This is a genomic window from uncultured Thiothrix sp. (assembly GCF_937876535.1).
Classification (GTDB): Bacteria; Pseudomonadota; Gammaproteobacteria; order Thiotrichales; family Thiotrichaceae; genus Thiolinea.
The window spans coordinates 37,163-54,996 of the sequence record NZ_CALFHZ010000006.1 but is presented as its reverse complement, the minus strand read 5'-3'; the positions used below and the strand labels follow the sequence as shown (position 1 = coordinate 54,996).

Genomic DNA, 17,834 nt, shown 5'->3' with positions numbered 1-17,834 from the left:
TCTATGCAAACTGCTCTTGCAGCACCTGAGCCAACTCAAAACTGCCCAACTGCTAACAGCATTTCAAAAACTTTTAGCTCAGGCGCTTTATGGAAAATGTGTGCTGAAATGCGCCCTGCTGAAGGCCTAGTACTTTCTCAAGTCTATTATGCAGCACCTAATAAAACACCTAGACGCGTTTTAGGTGAAGCCAGCCTCTCTCAGCTTGAGATTCTGACTGACAATACCACTGCACCTAGTTATGTAGTCACCCAACAAGGCTTAGGGAAAAATACTATTAGCCTTACTTTGAGTGATTGCCCTCAAGGTAACCTTAAATTTTTGGCAGGCAAAAGTATTTGTCGTAGTACTCAAGCCTATGGTTATCAGTATAAATTCGATAATCAACGCCAAGGCAGTTTTTTTGAATTAGTAACTAGCTATGCCATTAGCTCACGTACCTACTCTTTGCGGTGGCGTTTTTATGAAAATGGTATTATTGAACCTGGTTTAGGCATCAGTGGGCAGCTTACTAAAGCCGCCGATAAAAGCTTAGAAAATTTTACTGCTCATGCAGGGTGGCGCTTAGACTTTGATCTGGGAACGACAGGTAATGATGATCAACTTCTGCAAGTTACTAGCACACCTTCTGAAGATCGTCTAACCAAAGCTGTCAGTATTGACTATCCGAATAAGGAGTTTGGCGCTAATGAAGATCCTGAAATCAAACGTTTCTGGGTGATCCGTGATGGCAACACCCCTTTGGAGGGCATTAGCATTCCCTCTTATGATATTGTGCCTAATAATTACAACTATAGTCGCCTTAACTCTTTGAACGAGCCATGGCTACAAAAAGATATTTATGTTAGTCGCTACAATGCTTGTGAGCGTTATGCGACAGATAACCGACTCAGCAATTGTCCAGTTAAAACCAATAACCTTGCTAAGTATGTTTCTAATAAAGAGCTTATTGGTAGTGCTGATAGTGTCATTTGGTATCGGCAAACTTATCATCATGTAGCTCGTAATGATGACAATGGAAAATTGGGCACGATTTGGAGTAGCTTCCAACTAGTACCACGAGATTGGCATAGTCAAAATCAATTTTAAGCGCACCTAAATTTATGTCTAAAGCTAAAAATCTCTCCAAAATCCTTACTTTAGGGCTAGTTTTATTTCCTGGCCTTACCAAAGCCGCTGAATTTTGTGATGACAACTACTACATCAATGTGACGCTAGACAATCAAACACGTTGGGATATGTGCTGGGAACATCGCGGCTTAAATGGTATTTCGTTGCATCATATTTTCTATACCCCCCCCAAAGGCTCCAGATTAATGGTTTTTTACCGTGCTGAGCTTGCTCAAGTACATGTACCTTATGATGACAATGGTGTTCGTTATCACGACATTACTGACTATGGATTTGGTCGCAGTTCGATGTTGACCTTAGCCACAGAAGACTGCCCTAAAGGTCAATTGTTAAACTTTCAGGATAAAGCCGTTATCTGCCAAAGCACTCAAAGCCGTGGTGAAGCTTATCGACTTGGCTCAGAAACGAAGCAAGGCCAGGCTCTAAGCTTATTCAGTGTTTCTCAAATTGGCTCTTATAGTTATATTCCACGCTGGACCTTTGCAGATGATGGCAGTATGGAGTTCTCAGTAGGAGCAACTGGTGCTCTGCAACGCATTTTGCCTGATGATCAGATGCAAAGACCTGGCTGGAATATTGCTTACGACAAAGTAGGGGTTTCTCATCTACATAACTTTTTTTGGCGTCTTGATTTTGATTTAGGGGGTCAAACGAATAAAGATTATGTAGAGCAAGTAGACTTTACTACACAAGAGGCGAAATTAACTCGTCAACCTACTGTTTTCACTAAAGAAGCAGCCAGTGATGTTTCACCAGAATTAGCACGTACTTGGGTAGTGGCATCTAGCACTTTAAAAAATGCCAAACAACAAGCGATGGGCTATGAAATTCAGCTTAATCAATCTGGTCAACGTGATGAGGGCCCTGACATTGAGCCGTTCACCAAACATGATTTATATGTGACCAAGGAAAAGAGCTGCGAGTTATATGCCTCACATAATCTAAATGCCTTAGATGAGGGGGAGGAGTGTGCTGATAATTTAGCTGAGTTTGTGAATGATGAATCCATTACAGGTGAAGATATAGTCGTCTGGCCAACGGTCAGTTTTTACCACATGCCGCGGGCAGAGGACATGCCAAATATGGATGCCCATTGGAGTAGCATTCGCTTAGCCCCCATGAATTGGCATAATCAAAACCCTCTAACCCGTTAAGCTAGCTGCTAAAATCAACCGCTAAGTAACCTTTTAAGCGTGCCTCATTGAGTGCTAATTGCTTTTTAAGCTGATCCGACTCAATAGCATTTAAGTCAGCATACCAAGCGTCTTGTTTATTTAAACTACTTAAGGTCTTCGTATAAGCAGCGTTACCTGCCAGCAAAACATAACCAAACTGCTTATAGAAGAAATTTGCTTCAATTTGGCTGCGCTCAAACGTTTCCTGCTCATTATAGTTATGAGAATGATAAACTAGCGCATTTAAAGCATAAGCTTTTTTATAACCAGCTTTAATAATCAAATCCGCCCAAACTTGGTCTTCACCGTAGTCAATCGCTGGATAAGGAATCTGCGTCCACACTGAACGGCGCAAACACGAGTTATTATCTGAATAAAAATGCAGGATTTGTCGCCAAGCCGCTTCCCCGGTTGCAAAACGCTCTGCATCCGTATTTTTATCTAAATAAATGGGTTGTTTAGCAAGATGATCAAAGTGTGCTGCCAAGTCACGCTTCACAAAAGGTGAAGCCTCAGGATAAGCCAAATGCTTGCCAAAAGCCCCTGCAGCTTTAGGCTCATGCTCAAGGACAGAAACTAAATTGAATAACCAAAACTGATCAACTGGTAAAGCATCTTGCGTTAGGAAGGCCACATATTCGCCAGCAGTTAGCTCTACACCTAAATTACGTGTGCCCCCATGACTAAACTCAGCCGTGGGAATAGCATGAATACGTACATTCTTAGTGCGCAATAACTCTAAAGAACCATCACTAGAGCCGCTATCAATAATTAATAAGTCAAAAGGCCACGGCGTTTTTTGCTCAAGTACCCGTTCTACCACCTGTACTAATAGATCCCCGCCATTGAGTGTTGGTATGACGACAGATACCTTAGTCGGTAAATTGGTGAGGGGTATTGATGGATAAGTCAAATCTTGTAACCGCTGCTGAACTGCTTGGTTGACATCTTGTGCCGTAGCCTCCCAAGTAAATTGTCTAGCCCACTCTCCACCTAGTTTTGCCGTTTTCTCTCGTAAACTTGTATCTTTTAATAAAGCCTCTAGGCGTTCAGCAATCGCTCGCGGATGAGGAGCGGCTAACACGACGGTTCCCGTTGGGAAAACGGTACGTGTATTCTCCCCATCTAATTCTAAAACCGGTAAGTCACAGGCCATCATTTCTTGTGGAACCAAGGAATAATTAGTGGCTGAAAAAACCATGCCAATATCGCATGAACGATAGAGATAACCTAAAGCTTCTGGCGCTAAGACACCGTGATCGGTATGTTCAAAGCTAACTTGCTCAAGCCATACCTGATTATTGTCAGCCCCATACACCTCAACATGAAAAGACAACTCTAAACTTGCTAAATAATTCAGAGCAAGCACACCCAACTCCACTGCGCGTCGCGAAGTACTGGTACGTGCATAAAAAGCAATTCGAGGTACTGCATTAGAGATTTTGCCAGCGGGCGGATAATATACTTGTTGATCTGCAGCTAGCCAGAAGTGGGTAGCCCAGCGTCCATAACGCTCACGCATCAATTTTTCTAGCCAAGGCCCCGCACAAATACAGTCTAAATCTTCGTGATAAGTCATCTCAGCGGCTAAGCTAGTACTGCCTGCAGCAAAGAAAGATGGCTCATGATCTTGTACAAAATAAAAGCGCCGCTTAAAAGCCGATGCAGATAATACTGGCCAGACTGACTCCCAATCGGTAGCAATAATTAGGTCACCACTTGCTTGCTGGAAGGACTCATCAATGAAATGAATCTGAGCACTTAGTTGCTGGTAGTGACGAATTAAATCTTCATACGCTTCATCTGTCGTTTTATGAACTACTTGATTATGTAACCAAATATGTTGTTCATGCCCAAATAACTCAAACCAACGCATAAAGCGAAAAATGGTCATATTGCCACCCCCGCCTTGAGCAGCGAAATCGCAAGTCACCCAATGGATCACTAGTTGATCTTGTACAAAACTGGAATTAGGCGGATTTAAAGGTTGTTCAGAGAACTTTAGCATTCCCTTTAAGGCAGGACTGACTAAGCTAAATACGTCCGATGTTTGGACTTTAGTAGGAGTGACTAACTCAACCCCTGCCTTTCTGAACTTCAGCTTATATTGATTAATAAATTCTTTTTCAGCCGCTTTAGGGTGTGGTTTGCGTCCATCTTTATGCCCATGTGTTAGATAATGCACCAGAGGATTCAGCTCTGAAAAATAAACATCTGGATATTCAGCTAAATACCAAGCACTATCAAAACAGGCACTTGGAGCAAAACGCCAATTATGTTTATTAGCCAAATAATGCTCTAAAGCAGACATACCTTCTGGCAAGCTAGCACCAATTTGCCGCAGATAGTACCGACTATCAAACAACGGGTGCGGATCCATATGCCACTGATCCCCGTATTTAAGGTAATAAACCAGTGGGTTTAACTCTGACTTAATAATCTCTGGGTATTCAGCTACATAGTAAGCAGCTAAAAATAAAGGATTGGGGTTTCTTAACTCTTTCCCGCCTTGATAAAGATAATGCCAAAGTGGATTGAGCTCCTGCCGATCAACTAGTTGGCGAAGGTCTGAATACTGACCTAGATACCATTCAATATCGAGCAATGGATGGGGTTGGCGATTATCAAGGACACCTGTAGTTACATAGTGTACTAAAGGATTTTCGCCAGACTCTTGTAATTCTGGGTGCTGTTTGACATACCAGGTGGTGCGAAAAAGCTCGTTGGGCTGATAACCGAGCTTTGCTCCTGTCAGATAGAAATGTTCTGCTACAGACCCAGTAAACGGATCTATTTGTCGGTAACTAGCATTGTAAAAATCCTTGTCTAAGAGTCCACTTTTCTCAATCAACTCAATGGCAGGATTAACCGGCTCTGGTTCCGGTATAGGTGCAGGCTCAACAATAGGTTTAGTACGAATTAGCTTAAAAAACTGCTTAGTTTGTTTAGGATGAATAACCGGTGCTGGCGGCGGTGGCAACGCTGGTTCAGGAATAGCAGCTGTATGCTGTTGTTGTATCGTCGCACTAAGTTCTAAAACTTTTATCCTTAACTCTGTTCTATCTTTAGCAGCCACAGCCAATTCAGTACTCAGTGTATTTTTAGCTAACTGTAGCTCATGCATGCGTTCAGCCTGCAGCACCAATTGATTAGACTGAAACTCCATTTGTTGCTGATGATGGTCATTGAGCTGACTAGTCAATTGTTCATAATGTTTATCCCTTTTGGCCAAGAGATAGTCTTTATACTCTAGAGCGTCCTTATTCCGCGCCTCAAGCTTTTTACGCTCTTGAAGATTCCATTGTTGCTCAGATAGCAAAACTTTGGCATAGACGGCAGATTCACGATTAAATTGAGCGCGCAAACCCAATAAACCCTGCAAGGCCTCTGTGCGCCTTTCTCCAGCCACTAATAACAGTAGCCATTCATAAGCCTGTACAATTTCCTCTGAAAACTCTGCTGACTGCTTCAGATCGTCTAAGCTAACTGAATTATGTTTTTGATCATCTTCTAAATAGCTTTCAATTTCTAACTTCGACAGCACCGACTGGCGGGGAAAGGCTAAATCAGTCTGCTGTTGTAAAGACTGCACAAAACCCTGCCAATCTTGCATAAGCTGCTCATAACTTAAAAAAGCAATTGGATAATTTTGTGCATAATAAACAGCATCCAAGACATGGCGTAACCACAGCAAACCACCTTTAGCTAATGGGAAGCCATCACGTTTTTTTAAAGACTGTGCTACTTCCAGAGGGTTACGCACGGGAATCATAATAAAAGGCTTGATAGCTTGCTCTTGCAGTAGCTCTAGCCAGAAAGGTAAAAAACGACAAATCCGTGGGTCTTTAATAACAAATAGTGTGGAGTCAGCAAAATCGGCCTGTACAATCTCGCCAATCAGCTTTTTATATTTAGTGGCTTCCGCTGAGGCATACCAGTCTGGATTAAATTCAGTCCAATCACTCCAAAAGGACCCTGCTGACTCTAGCAGAGCATCATGCTCAATCATTAAGTCAACCGACTCCCAAAAACCTTTTTCATTATTATTCGGCAAGGCTAAAGCTAGACGCTTAGGTAAGTCAGCCCCTAAAAGAGAAAAAACACGTGTTAACGCTGAAGTGCCACTACGATGCATTCCTGCAACTAAAATGGCATTCTTATCTGACATAGTCATACCAATCTTCTACCCTAAGCAACTAAACCGACTTAAACCTAATAGTATACTGATTTTTTAGGCATAAAATGAAAGGGAAGCCTAAGCTTCCCTTTCTAAATAACTTGAAAATTATAACTTATAAACCTACTGCTTTCGCCGCCACCGCAATCTGATAAACAATCTGCACTAGGTCTTTGGTGAATTGCATATCTTTAGTATCTAAGCGTGGATACACCATAATTTGATCGCCAGCCGCAACCGCTGGATTACTGCCCATAATGACTTTGCCATTCGGCTTGACCACCATCAGACTTTCTTCATTGGCACGTTCAGTAAAGCCACCTGCTTGAGCAATATAATCCTTCAAACTGGCATTGCTTGCGAAGACCACGGACTGTGGAACTTGTACCTCTCCACTAATCATTACAACATCACTCTTCGGTGGAATCACAATAATATCACCATCCTCCATCCGAATATTTGCCACTTTACCACGATCAGAGACCACGACTTTACCTTCGGGGCGAACCGTACTAGCGCGCTCGACAAACTTCAAAATCAATTCAGCTTCTTTAGCACGAATCGCTGCCTCTCCATCCGAGCTAGCAGGTGCAGTCAGAACACTACGCTCTAAACGCCGTAGAGCTTCATCAATATTTTTCTTTTGCTCAATCGCGACGCTTTTACGTTTGATATAAATATTGCCAATATCGGCTTCATTCGGATCAACCGAGACATAGTCCAAGACTTCTTGTAAACGACTGCCACGTTTAATGGCTAAATAAGAATTACCTAAATGGCTACCTTCTAAACTAATATCCATCACAGGTGTGGGTGCATCACTGACAAAGCGCACACTGTCACCATCATAAAGCCGGGTACGCATAAATTGCTCGTAAGTGATATAGGACGAGTTCGGCAAACCATCTCGAGTGCCAGAAACAGCAATATTAGTCACACTACTATCTGGGCGTGCATACTTAATTAACTGAGCACCGCTAATGCTATTACCTAAAAACTCAAAGCGATAATTGTTACGAATATCGCCCTCTACACTAATCATGCTGCCTTGGGGACGAACTACAATGGTGTCGCCATCACGGAACAGGACTTTAGGTAAACTTCCATTATTCACGAAGTCATACAAGTCCATACTAGCAACACGCTGTTGACCACGCTTGACCATGACTTGACGATAACTGCCTCGACGTGGATCTACTCCGCCTGCTTGATGTAAGAACGCTAAGACACTATCGTCCGGCAAGCCAGAATATTGACCTGGACGGATGACGCTGCCTGTAACAAATACAGTCACCTCTTTGGTAGAGGCAGTCAATAAATTAGCATAAACATCTACCCCATCTTTATAGACTTTACCAACAGCCGTTTTAATTTTGGTTGAAACATCGGACGCACGCGTTCCCACCATCTGAATTTCGCCTACATCAGGAATAAAGACATTCCCATTAGCATCCACAGGCAAAATCTCATTCGCAGTCGCTTCACCCCACATCCGCAAAGCAATTTTATCCCCCGCCATGACCTGATAATTCGGGTCTAGGGAACTAGGCCGTCGGCTGACATAATTGCCTGCAAACAAATTAGCCCCAAACGGCTGCAAGTTTTGCCCTGAGCGCGAAATTTTGGGCAAGCCCTCATCAAAAATACGGGGTTTCTCTTCAGCCGTGAGTAAATCACTACTATTGGTTACGACTGGACTTGTATCGGTAGCAGTTATCTGAGTACCTTGATCTTCAGCATAGCTGAGGTTAATGATTAGGCAACTTAGTAGAAAGCTCGATATAATCTTTTTTAGAAACTTCATATACTTACACCCAACCCACATGATCGCGGATCGCCGCTACCGATAGAGAGCCAATACCCCAGAATAGGAAGCTCAACAATAGCACCGTTAAAATGCCCGGAATCTTTTCTGGCTTAATGGCTTCATCTGGCAGATTTGGCTGCACAGTGACGGTTAGATAACGTTGTTTACGCTCTAGCTCTAAGCGCGCCTGCTCTAAAGCACCTTGCTTGGCGGTATAGAGCTGCTCAGCAAAACCTAAACGACTTTGTAGCTCAGTATATTGAGCTAATTGATTAGCCACTTCAGTCCTTTGCCCCTTTGACTGTGCAACAGAAACTGATTGTTCTTTAGCAATTTGCTGACGTAATGAATTAACCCTACTCTGTAAAGTTTTTACTTTCATCGCTTCTGGTTGCATAAAGGTACTCATCTGCGCTAACTCAGCCTCAGCTTGAGACAATTGAGTTTGTAACTCAGACAAGCGAGTTAAGCGCGCAGTTTCCTCACGTTCAATGCGTGTATTCGCTTGAGAAGCAGGATCAAGCACGTCTTGCTGTTTACGAAAAGCAGTCAATTGTTCGCGCAAATCATTCACTGCCTGCTGAGCGGATAAGGCTTCTTTCTCTGCTAACTGTAAGCTGTCGGTGCGTAAACTAGACGAAAGTTTATTCACTAGCATTTCACTTTGCTTTAAAGCCAAAGCTACTAATTTCTTACTGGTTTCCGCATCGAAGGCAGTAATTTTTAGGGTACTAATACCTGAGGTGAGATCATGTTCAATCTCTATCATTTTTTGCCAATATTCTACTAAATCTTCTTGACTAGCCTTTGCATCTAAGCGCGCATACTCATCAATAGCAGGGTTAGCATAATGACTTCGCAAATCCAGCTCAGGTTTAACATCATTAATAAAATCAGCTGACAACAAATAATCACTAATAATCATAGAGTCAGAGGTACCACCACTAGCCCCTGGCAAACCAGTTAAAGCACCTAAAACATCAACCTTAGCACCTGAAGCACTTTGAATAATAAAATGCGCCTCGGAGACATATTGATTGCTGGCATAACGATAGTAATAAACTGTAGCTAGGATAGTGGGTACGACTACCAACAATAAAAATACCCATGGAAACGGCGTGCGTTTCTTAGGCCTACTCATCGCTTAACTCCCGCTAGATCCTGATAAAACTTAATACCAGACTCGACATTATCAAACACACTAAGCTCATGATCTTTCAAAATGATAATCACATCAGCATAGTCACGGATGGTACGCATATCATGGGATACCAAGATTAAATTAGCAGTCTGCCGACGAGCCTCAAATGCTGCTTTACTCTTTTTCTTGAAAATAGGATCACCCACTGCCATGACTTCATCGATTAAATACACATCGAAGTCAATAGCTAAGCTTAAGCCAAAGGCTAAGCGCGCCCGCATCCCATTGGAATAAGTGCGCATAGGCTCAGTTAAAGCATCGCCTAACTCAGAAAATTCGCGCACATAGTCTAACACTTGATGTAAGTCGGCATTGTAAATCCTACATACAAAACGTAGGTTTTCCTCACCCGACAAATTTTGGTTAAAACCGCCACCAAAACCGAGGGGCCAAGAAAAGCGCCCTGTACGAATGATCTTTCCAGAATCTGGTGGTTCAGAACCGGCAATTAAGCGCAGAATGGTCGATTTGCCCGCTCCATTCATACCCAAAATCCCAATATTTTTTTGCTCAGGAAACTTAAAGGACACCTCATTTAAGATAGTGCGATAGCCGTGGCTCAGCTTATAGTGCTTACTAACATTGACAAACTCAATCATACCCCTAACTGCCTCAGTTTACTGCGTGTGACGCGCTCCCCTGCCAAACCAAGAAAACCCAAACACAACATCCATATTAAGGGATACATAGGATTGTAAAAATGACTTTCAAAGCCATAGAAGAAGGCTGAGCGCGCCCACTCAACTAGATGTAAAACGGGGTTATACCAAAGTACCTCTCTAATTTGCTGAGGCATACTATCAGCCACGAAGAACGAGCCAGACATGAAGAACAACACACGCAAGAGTAAACTTTGAAAACTATTGTAACCTGCTAAGTACAGTTTAATCACAGCCCCTACTAGCCCAAAGGCCGAGCCAAAAATCAGACAAATCATTAGCACTGTAATTGACATCAATAAGTTTTCAATCCGGTCAAAAATACCCCAGAAGTACAAAACCGTTAGATAAATAATACAAACGACAAAAATTGTTGAAAACTCTAAAATAATTCGTGCTATGACTACGTCGATAACTTTTACTTGTGGGTAAGTTAGTAGAGTGACACTACCCTCAATCACATTACTCATCATCGTGACCCCCCGTGAAAACAAGGTCCAGGGGATCATACCGGTGAAAAAGAATAAATGGATATCCACATTAATGGGTGAACCGCGGCCAATCAGACCAAAAATCAAAGCCAAGGCTAAAATGCCGGTTAATGGTTCAAAGACTGCCCAAAAATAACCTAGGCGGCTACGTCCAAAGCGCGTGCGCATATCTCTGAGGATAAAGGCATAAACAACTCGCGCTTGAACTGCTAGGGCATTGAAAATCTCAGACATTTAGAATTTAGCCGGCTCCGTATTGACAATGGGTGCAGCTAAGACCCAACGGCCATTGATCCAGCAAGCAGACTTCGGTCTAGGATCATTACGTCCACGGCCTTGGGTAAAATATTGGCAAATATAGCCATTACCTGAGTAATAACGCACTCCATCTAGGATGACTTCGCCTTTTTGTGGAGGGGGTGCACCTATCAGGCGTTTTTCTTCTGCAGTGAGTTCTTCACGTGCTGGCGCCTGAAATTGGAATTTAGGCTGAAAAGTTGCCGAGCGTTGTTGGTATTCATCAACACTTTGTGCTTGTAAACGCTCGATATACTTCATAATACCTGTGCATCCAGTTAGCATTGGCAATAACATGCAAAAACACAGGATTCGTAGATACATTAACATGGTTGGATTCGAACCAAAGTCAGTTTAATAGCTTGTTTTACGCACTAATATACCTGTGCGTCATTCTTACCACACGCGCACCATACAATACCCGCTTCAAGGGCGCAAACCTATTCCTTAGGAAACAGATCACAGGCAGCTTAGTGGTTTAATAAACGCCCACCATCAACAGCAATCACTTGTCCCGTAATATAAGGAGCATCGCGCACCAAAAATAAAACTGTTTTGGCAATATCCTCAGGAGACCCCATACGCTCTAAAGCAGTTTTTGCTAAAAGCTCAGTGCGTTGAGCGTCCCCACTATGATGATGCTCAGGCCAAAGAATCGCCCCAGGTGCTATACCATTGACCCGAATTTGTGGCCCCAGTTCGCGCGCTAAAACCTGCGTTAACATAATTAAGCCGGCTTTTGCAGCACAGTATACTGAGAACGCCGCGAGCGGTCGCACCCCATGCACATCGGTCATATTAATAATGACACCCTTTTGCTGCTGCAAATACGGCCTAGCGGCTTGACTGAGAAACAGTGGAGCTTTTAGGTTAGTCCCCATCAAGTCATCCCACTGCTGTTCATTCATAGTAGCGAGTGGTGTGGAGTAAAAACTTGAAGCATTATTGATTAAAATATCCAGACGCTGAGTTTGATCTACTAACCTACCCACTAACAAGGCTAAATCACTTGTTTTTAATAAATCGGCTTGTAACAACAAACAAGAATTAGCTCGTTGGGCATTTAACTCTAGTTGTAGTTGCTCAGCTTCAAATGCAGATTCTCGATAATGAATCGCTACGGTCGCACCCTCAGCGTGTAAACATCGTGCCAACTCAGCACCAATGCGACGTGCAGCACCGGTAATTAAAGCAACTTTTCCTATCAGCGAATTCTCTATCATTTCTTAATTAGATTCGGGTTATCATCAGGCCTTCCCAACATCATACCTTGTCATGCGTTTTACAGATACTTTACCTACCCCGTCAGTGGAAGCTCTAGCTCATAGTCAGCAACTGAAAACTATTATTTGTCAGAAAATTCAAGCTCAAGGTGGACAAATCAGCTTTCATGATTTTATGCAAGCAGCCTTATACGAACCAGGCTTGGGTTATTATGTAGCCGGTTTACGCAAAATTGGCGCAGAAGGTGATTTTGTCACAGCTCCAGAGATTTCTGCCCTCTTTTCGCAATGTATTGCTAACCAGTGTGCACAACTGCTTACAGAACTGCCAAAGAGTGCTATTTTGGAGCTGGGCGCAGGCAGTGGGCGAATGGCCACAGAGATTTTATTGCATTTAGAACGCTTAGCTTGTTTACCTGAACACTACTTTATTTTAGATCTCAGCCCTGATTTGCAGGCGCGCCAGCACGAAACCTTAACTCAATACGCACCGCATTTATTGCACAAAGTACAATGGTTAACTAGTTTGCCTACAGAGCCTTTTCAAGGGGTAATTTTAGGTAATGAAGTACTTGATGCCATGCCAGTAGAGCTATTTACGCTGACTGAAGATGGCATTATTCAGGTACAAGTCAGCGTAGAGCAAAATGAGTTTATCTTTACTCAGCAAGCATCTGCCGGTGTAGAAGCAATTCAAGCGCTTTTACCGGCTGAACTAGACCTCCCCTATACCTCAGAATTTAATCCTGCCATTGCACCTTGGATACAGAGCCTAGCAGACTGCTTAGCAGCAGGAGCGATTTTACTAATTGATTACGGCTATGAACGCGCTGACTATTATCATCCGGAACGTCGTCAAGGTACTCTACTCTGTCACTATCAGCATCGCGTCCATAACCATCCACTGATTTATCCGGGCTTGCAGGATTTAACCGCCAGTGTGGATTTCACTGCGGTGGCAGAGGCGGGTGTTGATGCTGGCTTACAATTAGCTGGCTATACTACCCAAGCTGCTTTTTTGGCTGGTTGTGGTTTAGAGGATTTGTTTATGGCTGCACTTAATCAACATCCGCAAGCACATTATCAATTTGCCCAGCAAATCAGGACTTTAAGCCTACCTTCAGAAATGGGTGAGCGTTTTAAAGTTATTGCACTCACAAAAGGGTTTACCACTCCCCTCCTCGGCTTTAGACTGGGCGACCGCCAACACCGGCTCTAAATTTTTAAACTCATTAAACCAAGAACTTTAAACAAAGGATCATATGGATATTCTCTTATTGGTCAAAGCTGCCATCATGGGATTAGTGGAGGGCGCGACCGAATTTTTACCTGTTTCTAGTACAGGGCATCTAATCCTTGCGGGTGATCTGCTGAACTTTATGACTCCAGACAAACGCAATGTATTTGAAATCGCTATTCAACTAGGCGCTATCTTAGCCATTGTTTGGGAATATCGGCAGCGCTTTGTGCGCACTTTTACAGGTTTAGGGCGCGACCCGATTGCGAATCGTTTATTTATTAATGTAGCGATTGCGTTTCTGCCTTTAGCAATTTTGGGTTTGCTATTTGGCGATATAATTAAAGAACATTTATTTAAACCTGTGCCGGTAGCGATTGCCTTTATTGTCGGTGCATTCATTATTCTTTGGGCTGAACGCAGGCAAAAACAAGTGACTATTCAAACCGTAGACGATATTCGTCCATTGGATGCCTTGAAACTTGGCTTGGCACAAGCCGTTGCTTTAATCCCGGGAACCTCGCGTTCTGGTGCAACCATTATTGGCGGGATTTTATTTGGTTTATCTCGTACTGCCGCCGCTGAATTTTCCTTCTTCCTAGCAGTGCCTACCTTAGGGATTGCCTCTATTTACTCCATGTATAAAGCACGTGATCTCTTAAGTGTCGATGATATAGCGCCCTGGGCCGTAGGCTTTATTTTCTCTTTCGTGAGTGCTTTATTTGTGGTGCGTGCATTAATACGCTATGTCAGCAACCATGATTTTACGATCTTTGCTTGGTATCGCATTGCTTTCGGTGTGATTGTGTTAATCACCGCTTATACTGGATGGGTCAACTGGACAGTTCATTAAAACCTGCTTAACTAAAACCTCGCCTGCTGTGCTTAAGGCTCGAATTTGCACAGCAGAGCGACTAGCACTGGCCGTATCTTTGCGCTGCCCTACCCGCGCCAAAATGAAACCAGCATCTTGCCAGAAACGTAATAATTTTGGACTCAAAGCATAACTCACCGCTAGATAATCAGCTTTTTGTCGATTGGCATAAGCCATTAAATCCCCTACCAACCTCTGCCCCAAACCTTGGCCTTGAATACTGGGGTGGACAGCAATCCGCATAATGCGCTCACAAATTAACTCCGCTGCATCCTGAAGTTGCGCATGAAAGGTTAAAGTTTGTGGGACTAAATGCCCATGTGGACGGCGTTTACCCGCATAGATTGCTGCACTCAACTCTGTAGCAAAACCACCTTCACGCGATAACAAAGCCACCGCTAAAATTTGCTGATTTTGTGCCAAAACATGAATCGAAAGGTTGGGTGCATCCAAGATTTGTTGTAAATCTGAAGGACGCGTTTGGTAATGCGCAGTAACCAATAAACCAAACACTTGCTGCAGCAAGCCTTCATTTTCTAACAGCTGTACTGGTTGTAGCTGCTTATATTCAACGGGTGCTCTAAGCTTAAATTCAATCTCTGCTGCCTCTATATCTAAAAGCAGCAAGCGATACATCAAAGCTTCTAGCGGATCATGTTGCGGCCAACGCATGGGTTGCTCTAAACGTAAGCTCTGCCAGTCAGGAACTAACTCAGTTAAAGCTTGCTGGAAACGCAAAACAAAACCGCGCCCACTTCCTTCATAGCCATGTAAAGTCGTGGAGAAAACCACTCTCGGATAAGTCTTTACTAGTTTTAGCGAAAAATGCAAGGGTATTGCTGCCGCCTCATCCACCAACAAAACATCAGCCTTAGGTAGATTCAATAGCAAATCATCCGGCGCATAAAAAGTTGGCACTAACTCAGCATGTTTAAATACTGACTCAACCGCTGCGCGTGAGGGTGCAGTTACTAGAACCTGTTTACCTTGAGCAATTAATTGGCTAGCTGCTAAACCTAAAGCGGCTGATTTGCCCCGCCCCCGATCAGCACTTAAAACTAACACCGAACTAACGTGGGTAATTTGCTCAACGATGTCCCCTTGGCTTGAGCCGATCTTTGGAGCTAATTGAGTGACCTGGAACGGCTCATGCAAGATTCGCAACAAACGCTTTACAAATAAACCTTTAATACTTGCTGCTGTATAAGAATAAGGTAAAAAACGTTGATAGGCAGGGTCAGGAAAATCTGGCCAAACCTCAATATCCGGACTGAGCAGAATAAATAAACCACCACCCCGTAAAGTCCCACTGACTGCGGCTAATGCATTCACATCTAAGCCACTAAAAGCATCAAACACAATAGCGTCAAATTCTTGGCCTAAAACCAAGTGGGCTTTCTTGGCTGGTAAAGCGTTTGGAATTAGCGGAGCGGTAGAAATCCAGAGAATGGAAATTTGCTGAATGAGCTTAGATTGTGCAGCTCGCAAGCAGTCTTCTTGCGAGCCAGTAAGATGCAAAAACTGTCGAGGGTGATCAGCACTCAAACAGCATCATTACCTTCTTCACCAGTACGAATCCGAATGGCTTGTTCAACATCCATCACGAATACTTTACCATCACCAATTTTACCGGTTTGGGCAGCTTTGAGCACGGCTTCAATGACCGCTTCCACTTTTTCGTCATTGATAACAATTTCTAGCTTAATTTTTGGCAGGAAATCAACGACATACTCTGCTCCACGATACAGTTCTGTATGACCTTTTTGCCGACCAAAACCTTTCACTTCAGTTGCGGTCATACCAGTGACGCCAATTTCAGTTAAAGCTTCGCGGACATCATCCAACTTGAAGGGTTTAATGATGGCTTGAACCATTTTCATTGCGTAATCTCCTAGTCCTAATTCAGGGGTAATTGCTTACGCCACGCTGACGTCATCGGATAACGCCAATCTTTGCCAAACCCACGCCGCGTAATCCTTACACCGGGCGCTGCTTGACGGCGCTTGTATTCATTTAATAGTACCAGATTTACCACGCGGCGCACGGTCGCCAGCTCAAATCCTGCATCAACAATATTTTCGAGCATTTCATCTTGCTCGATAAAACGTTCTAGGATGCCATCCAGAATCTCATAAGGTGGCAAAGAATCTTGATCCACCTGCCCCGGCGCTAACTCTGCTGAAGGAGGGCGCGTGATAACCCGCTCAGGAATCACTCCACCTAAAGTATTGCGGTAAGCTGCTAAACGGTAGACCAATGTTTTATACACATCCTTCAACGGTCCAAATGCACCGGCCATATCACCATATAAAGTGGCGTAGCCGACTGCGCTTTCACTCTTATTACTGGTCGTGAGCAGTAATTTGCCAAATTTATTCGACATGGACATCAGTAACATGCCGCGAATCCGCGCTTGTAGATTCTCTTCCGTCACATCCGCTTTGAAACCGACAAATTCAGGGGCGAGCGATTGCACAAAACTTTCATAGATGGGTTCAATCGGGATTTGGCGATATTTCACGCCCATGATCTTTGCTTGTTCAGCCGCATCCTCCACACTCATCGCGGCGGTATAGCGAAAAGGCATCATAATCGCTTCGACATTTTCTGCCCCCAAAGCATCCGCTGCAATGGCTAAGGTCAAGGAAGAATCAATTCCACCGGATAAACCCAGTAGTACCCCCTTGAAGCCATTTTTACACACATAATCGCGCACGCCCGTCACTAAAGCTTTGTAGACATGCGCTTCTAAAGCTTCATGCTGATAAGTGGCAGCGGCCGGTGCTTGCGTATTATCAATCGGCAAGTCGCCTACAAATACACCAGCTTCAAACAGTGGCGCTCTTAAAGTCCGCACACCCTCGCGGCTAAACAGCATCGAATCGCCATCAAAGACTAATTCATCCTGCCCACCTACCAAATTCACATAAGCCATCGGCACTTGATGTTTCAAAACTTGGCGGAGCACCACTTGTTCACGCTTTTCGGGTTTATCATGGCTGTATGGGGAAGCATTCAAAACTAAGATGATTTCAGCACCCAGAGCCATCACCGAATCCATCGGCTGATCGTGCCAAATATCTTCACAAATTAAGATACCGGCTCGTACACCTTTAATATCAATAAGTAAGCTGCCCGCGCCTGGCTCAAACCAACGCTTCTCATCGAAGACGCGATAATTAGGCAAATCTTGCTTATGATATTCGCCAATAATTTCGCCATCTTGTAACACATAACAGGAGTTATGAATCAGGTAATCCCGCAGCATTGGCATCCCGACTAAAGCAGTAATCCCTACTGTATGCGGTTTGACTAACTCAATGGCTTGTTCGCACTGCTGTAAAAAATCTTCACGGTAGACTAAATCCTCCGGTGGATAAGAGGCTAAAGTTAGCTCAGGAAACACAATCACATCGGCATGTTTTGCCTTCGCCTCCTCAATAGCCTTGATAACTAACTGGGTATTTCCAGCGATATCGCCCACACACAGGTTCAGTTGCGCGAGCGCCACGCTTAAGCTTCGATTATTCTTTTGCACGGTAGTCTAGAACAGTAAAATAGT

At 43.6% G+C, this 17,834-nt stretch carries 14 protein-coding genes; 4 read left to right on the top strand and 10 right to left on the bottom strand.

The features are described from left to right. The first annotated feature begins 3 nt into the window (after positions 1–3). Together Q0230_RS02625 and Q0230_RS02620 are read left to right on the top strand one after the other, a co-directional pair. Positions 4–1,089, top strand: coding sequence for a hypothetical protein (locus tag Q0230_RS02625; protein ID WP_298607870.1), 1,086 nt, complete (start codon positions 4–6; stop codon positions 1,087–1,089). 14 nt (positions 1,090–1,103) lie between these two features. Continuing rightward, positions 1,104–2,285, top strand: coding sequence for a hypothetical protein (locus tag Q0230_RS02620; RefSeq protein WP_298607869.1), 1,182 nt, complete (start codon positions 1,104–1,106; stop codon positions 2,283–2,285). A 1-nt stretch (position 2,286) separates the two neighbouring features. Here Q0230_RS02620 and Q0230_RS02615 read toward each other — a convergent pair whose 3' ends face one another. The 7 genes from Q0230_RS02615 to Q0230_RS02585 all read right to left on the bottom strand — a co-directional run bounded on the left by Q0230_RS02615 (position 2,287) and on the right by Q0230_RS02585 (position 12,161). Beyond that, on the bottom strand, positions 2,287–6,480 hold the full coding sequence (locus Q0230_RS02615; RefSeq protein ID WP_298607867.1) for a glycosyltransferase: 4,194 nt from the start codon (positions 6,478–6,480) through the stop codon (positions 2,287–2,289). A 118-nt stretch (positions 6,481–6,598) separates the two neighbouring features. Continuing rightward, the gene (locus Q0230_RS02610) at positions 6,599–8,287 is read right to left on the bottom strand and encodes a polysaccharide biosynthesis/export family protein (protein WP_298607865.1); all 1,689 of its coding nucleotides are present in this window, start codon (positions 8,285–8,287) and stop codon (positions 6,599–6,601) included. A gap of 4 nt (positions 8,288–8,291) precedes the next feature. Continuing rightward, entirely contained in the window at positions 8,292–9,431 is a 1,140-nt protein-coding gene (locus Q0230_RS02605; protein ID WP_298607863.1) for a hypothetical protein, read from the bottom strand. Further along, entirely contained in the window at positions 9,428–10,090 is a 663-nt protein-coding gene (locus Q0230_RS02600) for an ABC transporter ATP-binding protein (RefSeq protein WP_298607862.1), read from the bottom strand. Before Q0230_RS02600 ends, Q0230_RS02605 begins: the two co-directional genes overlap by 4 nt. Further along, entirely contained in the window at positions 10,087–10,875 is a 789-nt protein-coding gene (locus Q0230_RS02595; protein WP_298607860.1) for an ABC transporter permease, read from the bottom strand. Before Q0230_RS02595 ends, Q0230_RS02600 begins: the two co-directional genes overlap by 4 nt. After that, positions 10,876–11,199 carry a hypothetical protein gene (locus Q0230_RS02590; RefSeq protein WP_298607858.1) on the bottom strand — a complete coding sequence of 108 codons (324 nt, stop codon included), beginning with the start codon at positions 11,197–11,199 and terminating at the stop codon, positions 10,876–10,878. A gap of 209 nt (positions 11,200–11,408) precedes the next feature. Further along, positions 11,409–12,161, bottom strand: coding sequence for a pteridine reductase (locus Q0230_RS02585; RefSeq protein ID WP_298607856.1), 753 nt, complete (start codon positions 12,159–12,161; stop codon positions 11,409–11,411). 52 nt (positions 12,162–12,213) lie between these two features. Between Q0230_RS02585 and Q0230_RS02580 the strand changes: the two genes are divergently transcribed. Both Q0230_RS02580 and Q0230_RS02575 read left to right on the top strand, forming a co-directional pair. Continuing rightward, entirely contained in the window at positions 12,214–13,380 is a 1,167-nt protein-coding gene (locus Q0230_RS02580) for an SAM-dependent methyltransferase (protein WP_298607855.1), read from the top strand. Between the two features lie 43 nt (positions 13,381–13,423). After that, entirely contained in the window at positions 13,424–14,251 is an 828-nt protein-coding gene (locus Q0230_RS02575) for an undecaprenyl-diphosphate phosphatase (protein WP_298607854.1), read from the top strand. On the opposite strand, the gene Q0230_RS02570 is transcribed toward Q0230_RS02575, so the two are convergent. Genes Q0230_RS02570 through Q0230_RS02560 form a run of 3 tightly spaced genes read right to left on the bottom strand, consistent with a single transcriptional unit; the run spans position 14,207 to position 17,810 of the window. Then, positions 14,207–15,817, bottom strand: a complete 1,611-nt coding sequence (locus Q0230_RS02570; protein ID WP_298607853.1) for a GNAT family N-acetyltransferase — start codon at positions 15,815–15,817, stop codon at positions 14,207–14,209. The two genes, Q0230_RS02575 and Q0230_RS02570, sit on opposite strands and share 45 nt — an antisense overlap. After that, positions 15,814–16,152, bottom strand: coding sequence for a P-II family nitrogen regulator (locus Q0230_RS02565; RefSeq protein ID WP_298607852.1), 339 nt, complete (start codon positions 16,150–16,152; stop codon positions 15,814–15,816). The genes Q0230_RS02570 and Q0230_RS02565 overlap by 4 nt, the downstream gene beginning before the upstream one ends. A gap of 17 nt (positions 16,153–16,169) precedes the next feature. Then, on the bottom strand, positions 16,170–17,810 hold the full coding sequence (locus Q0230_RS02560; protein WP_298607850.1) for an NAD+ synthase: 1,641 nt from the start codon (positions 17,808–17,810) through the stop codon (positions 16,170–16,172). Between the last annotated feature and the right edge of the window lie 24 nt (positions 17,811–17,834).

What these genes read in the sequence shown, in the direction of transcription:
- Q0230_RS02600 (WP_298607862.1), bottom strand. Translation starts at nt 10,090, where the DNA reads ATGATTGAGTTTGTCAATGTTAGTAAGCACTATAAGCTGAGCCACGGC.
- Q0230_RS02575 (WP_298607854.1), top strand. Translation starts at nt 13,424, where the DNA reads ATGGATATTCTCTTATTGGTCAAAGCTGCCATCATGGGATTAGTGGAG.
- Q0230_RS02565 (WP_298607852.1), bottom strand. Translation starts at nt 16,152, where the DNA reads ATGAAAATGGTTCAAGCCATCATTAAACCCTTCAAGTTGGATGATGTC.
- Q0230_RS02615 (WP_298607867.1), bottom strand. Translation starts at nt 6,480, where the DNA reads ATGACTATGTCAGATAAGAATGCCATTTTAGTTGCAGGAATGCATCGT.
- Q0230_RS02625 (WP_298607870.1), top strand. Translation starts at nt 4, where the DNA reads ATGCAAACTGCTCTTGCAGCACCTGAGCCAACTCAAAACTGCCCAACT.
- Q0230_RS02595 (WP_298607860.1), bottom strand. Translation starts at nt 10,875, where the DNA reads ATGTCTGAGATTTTCAATGCCCTAGCAGTTCAAGCGCGAGTTGTTTAT.
- Q0230_RS02610 (WP_298607865.1), bottom strand. Translation starts at nt 8,287, where the DNA reads ATGAAGTTTCTAAAAAAGATTATATCGAGCTTTCTACTAAGTTGCCTA.
- Q0230_RS02620 (WP_298607869.1), top strand. Translation starts at nt 1,104, where the DNA reads ATGTCTAAAGCTAAAAATCTCTCCAAAATCCTTACTTTAGGGCTAGTT.
- Q0230_RS02605 (WP_298607863.1), bottom strand. Translation starts at nt 9,431, where the DNA reads ATGAGTAGGCCTAAGAAACGCACGCCGTTTCCATGGGTATTTTTATTG.
- Q0230_RS02580 (WP_298607855.1), top strand. Translation starts at nt 12,214, where the DNA reads ATGCGTTTTACAGATACTTTACCTACCCCGTCAGTGGAAGCTCTAGCT.
- Q0230_RS02585 (WP_298607856.1), bottom strand. Translation starts at nt 12,161, where the DNA reads ATGATAGAGAATTCGCTGATAGGAAAAGTTGCTTTAATTACCGGTGCT.
- Q0230_RS02590 (WP_298607858.1), bottom strand. Translation starts at nt 11,199, where the DNA reads ATGAAGTATATCGAGCGTTTACAAGCACAAAGTGTTGATGAATACCAA.